General features: G+C 49.3%; 2 protein-coding genes. One reads left to right on the top strand and one right to left on the bottom strand.

Translation table 11 applies throughout. From position 1 onward, the window contains the following. A partial coding sequence (locus tag ACJAZW_RS15415; RefSeq protein WP_415159692.1) for a response regulator occupies nt 1-402 on the bottom strand: 402 nt, incomplete at its 3' end. Between the two features lie 737 nt (nt 403-1139). Between ACJAZW_RS15415 and ACJAZW_RS15410 the strand changes: the two genes are divergently transcribed. Next, nucleotides 1140-3222 (top strand): adenosylcobalamin-dependent ribonucleoside-diphosphate reductase (locus ACJAZW_RS15410; RefSeq protein ID WP_415159690.1); only part of this gene is annotated, 2083 nt, incomplete at its 3' end.

Here is a 3222-nt window from a genome sequence, read left to right as displayed (position 1 = left end):
AGCCCAGGCGATATAGTCAAATAGGCGGTTGGTTGAAATGGGTTTGGCAAGAACGGCGTGAGCACCCAGCTTTATGGCTTGCTCAAATGTACGTTGCCGCACCTCTGACATCACCATAATCACCGGCAACAAACAGATCGGGTAGAGTTGCTTGGATCGAAACTGTTTTAAGAATCGGGTGCCTGGCAATCCATCCGCTTCCCAATCAACCAGCAACACATCTGGCGGATCAGAGAGAATCGCCTGAATGGCATCTTTTGGATTGCCATAGATCCGCAAAGCGCGCGTTGCAGCGCCCGAAAGCATTGACCTGTAAAGAACTTGCATATGCCGTGCGGTTTCAATCACCACTACAGAAGGCCCTTTTTTGTCGTCGGCCTTGTACGGAGCATGAGCACCCATCTAAAACAACCTAATACGCAATACAAAAAACATACCAAATAATGCGCTTGACAGGGTTGTAAGAAAAGTTGGCATGGACACCAATGGCACTTTCCCGGACCTAAATTCATTAACCTCTGGTTTGACCAAATGTTCAACAACTGGGCCAAACTACCGATATTTCGGGAACATATCTGAATTATATAATGTGATACGAGGCGAAACTGACCGGGAAAATATTGCCGCAACATTACCATTATGCAGCCGAATCACAGTGTTCACTTTATCCCCGTTGTTCACACCAAATATACCAGATATGGTCATACTAGGCGAAACGGACACTAGGGATTGTAAAAAATTCAAATCATTGCAGTTGACGACATTTCGGAAATGACTAGGCTCTGTGCTTGCGAATTGAGTAAAAGCACCGACAAAGTAAATTGCGTAACAAAGCCCCACCTACCAGTGCGGGTTTGGAACCCATTTTGTCGGCGCGAGAAGCAAAATCTATGTAGATACGTGTATCTGCCTAAGTATTTGCTTTGCGTATTTGCTTGTACAGATACTTGGTTTTGCGAACATTTTGGGACTTAAACCGGCAAGAAATGTCGGGCCACAAGATGACACTATCGGGGCTAATAGGCCATGTAGGAAAGGCTCATTTCCTGCGCCTAACGGGTAAAGTCGAACAGACAATCGAAGGACCATATTGGTTCAACGGACGCGTATGATGCGTCCATTTATAGCGGGGACTACCAATGCGCATAGAGCGGCGTTACACAAAGCCAAATCAATCTCCTTATGCGGGCATCAAGTTTCGCAAGGCGACGAGTGAAATAAAGAACCCTGACGGCTCAATTGTATTCAGGCTTGAAAATATTGATGTCCCTGAGAGCTGGTCGCAAGTTGCCGCTGATATTATTGCGCAAAAATACTTCCGCAAAGCAGGTGTTGCAGCGTCGCTGAAAAAAGTTGAAGAAAACACTGTTCCTTCTTGGTTGTGGCGCTCTGTCCCCGACGATAAAGCCATCGCAAAATTGCCTGAAGACCAACAGTACGGCTCTGAGATCGACAGCCGCCAAGTTTTTGATCGCTTGGCTGGCACCTGGACCTATTGGGGCTGGAAAGGTGGCTACTTCAACAAAGAAGAAGACGCCCGCGCATTCTTTGATGAGATGTGCTTCATGCTCGCCACCCAAAAATGTGCGCCAAATTCCCCACAATGGTTCAACACCGGCCTTCATTGGGCTTATGGCATTGATGGACCCGGCCAAGGCCACCATTATGTGGACCCGTTCACCCACGAGCTTGTGCGCTCTAATTCCGCTTATGAGCACCCACAGCCTCACGCTTGCTTCATCCAGTCTGTTGAAGACGATTTGGTCGGCGAAAACGGCATTATGGACCTTTGGGTGCGTGAAGCTCGCCTGTTCAAATATGGCTCAGGCACCGGGTCAAACTTTTCTGCCCTTCGTGGTTCCGGCGAAAGCCTTTCTGGTGGCGGCAAATCATCTGGCTTGATGTCCTTCCTCAAAATCGGTGACCGCGCTGCAGGCGCCATTAAATCAGGTGGCACCACCCGTCGCGCTGCTAAAATGGTCGTTGTTGATATCGATCACCCAGATATTGAGGAATATATCAATTGGAAGGTGAAAGAGGAGCAAAAGGTTGCCGCCCTGGTCACCGGGTCAAAAACTGTTTCCAAACACATGAAAGCCATCATGAAGGCTTGTGTGAATTGCGAAGGTCCGGGCAATGACTGCTTTGACGTTCTCAAGAACCCTGCCCTTAAGCGCGAAGTACGCGCCGCAAAAAAAGCCCTCGTTTCTGAAAACTATATTCAGCGCGTTATCCAATTTGCTCAGCAAGGCTATACCGACCTTGAATTCCCGGTTTATGACACAGATTGGGATAGTGAAGCCTATCTGACAGTCGCAGGCCAAAACTCAAACAACTCCATTCGCGTAACAGACGGTTTCCTTGAAGCGGTTGAACAAGACAGCGATTGGGATTTGGTTGGACGCATTTCGGGCATGACCGAAAAAACCCTAAAAGCCCGCGACCTTTGGGACAGCGTTGGCTATGCCGCTTGGGCATGTGCTGATCCGGGCATTCAATATCACACCACCATCAATGACTGGCACACCTGCAAATCATCGGGCGATATCCGGGCGTCCAATCCTTGTTCTGAATATATGTTCTTGGACGACACCGCCTGTAACCTTGCCTCTCTGAACCTGCTGCAATATCGCGCCAAAGACGGCACGTTCCTCATCGAGGATTTTGAGCACTCTGTTCGTTTGTGGACCATGGTGCTTGAAGTATCAGTGATGATGGCGCAATTCCCATCAAAAGCGATCGCTGAACGCTCATATGAGTTCCGCACTTTGGGTCTTGGTTACGCCAATATCGGCGGCCTATTGATGACCAACGGCATTGGTTATGATTCAGACGAAGGCCGCGCCATTGGCGGTGCCATCTCTGCTATTTTGACCGGCGTTTCCTATGCGACGTCTGCTGAAATGGCGAAAGAGCTTGGCCCCTTCCCGGGCTATAAGCCAAACGCAAATGATATGCTGCGCGTCATCCGCAACCACCGCAATGCCGCCTATGGCAAATCCGATGGCTACGAAAAACTATCCATCAACCCTGTGCCGCTCGACCATGCCAACTGCCCCGATGAACGTTTGGTCAAACACGCCAAAAAAGCCTGGGACAATGCGCTGAAATTGGGCGAGAAACACGGTTTCCGTAACGCCCAAGTGTCTGTGATTGCCCCAACCGGCACCATTGGTTTGGTGATGGATTGTGACACAACCGGTATTGAGCCTGACTTTGCGC

It is taken from the genome of Maritalea sp., from assembly GCF_047634455.1.
Classification (GTDB): domain Bacteria; phylum Pseudomonadota; class Alphaproteobacteria; order Rhizobiales; family Devosiaceae; genus Maritalea.
Note: the sequence above shows the minus strand (reverse complement) of the source record. Positions and strands in the feature narration are given on the sequence as shown.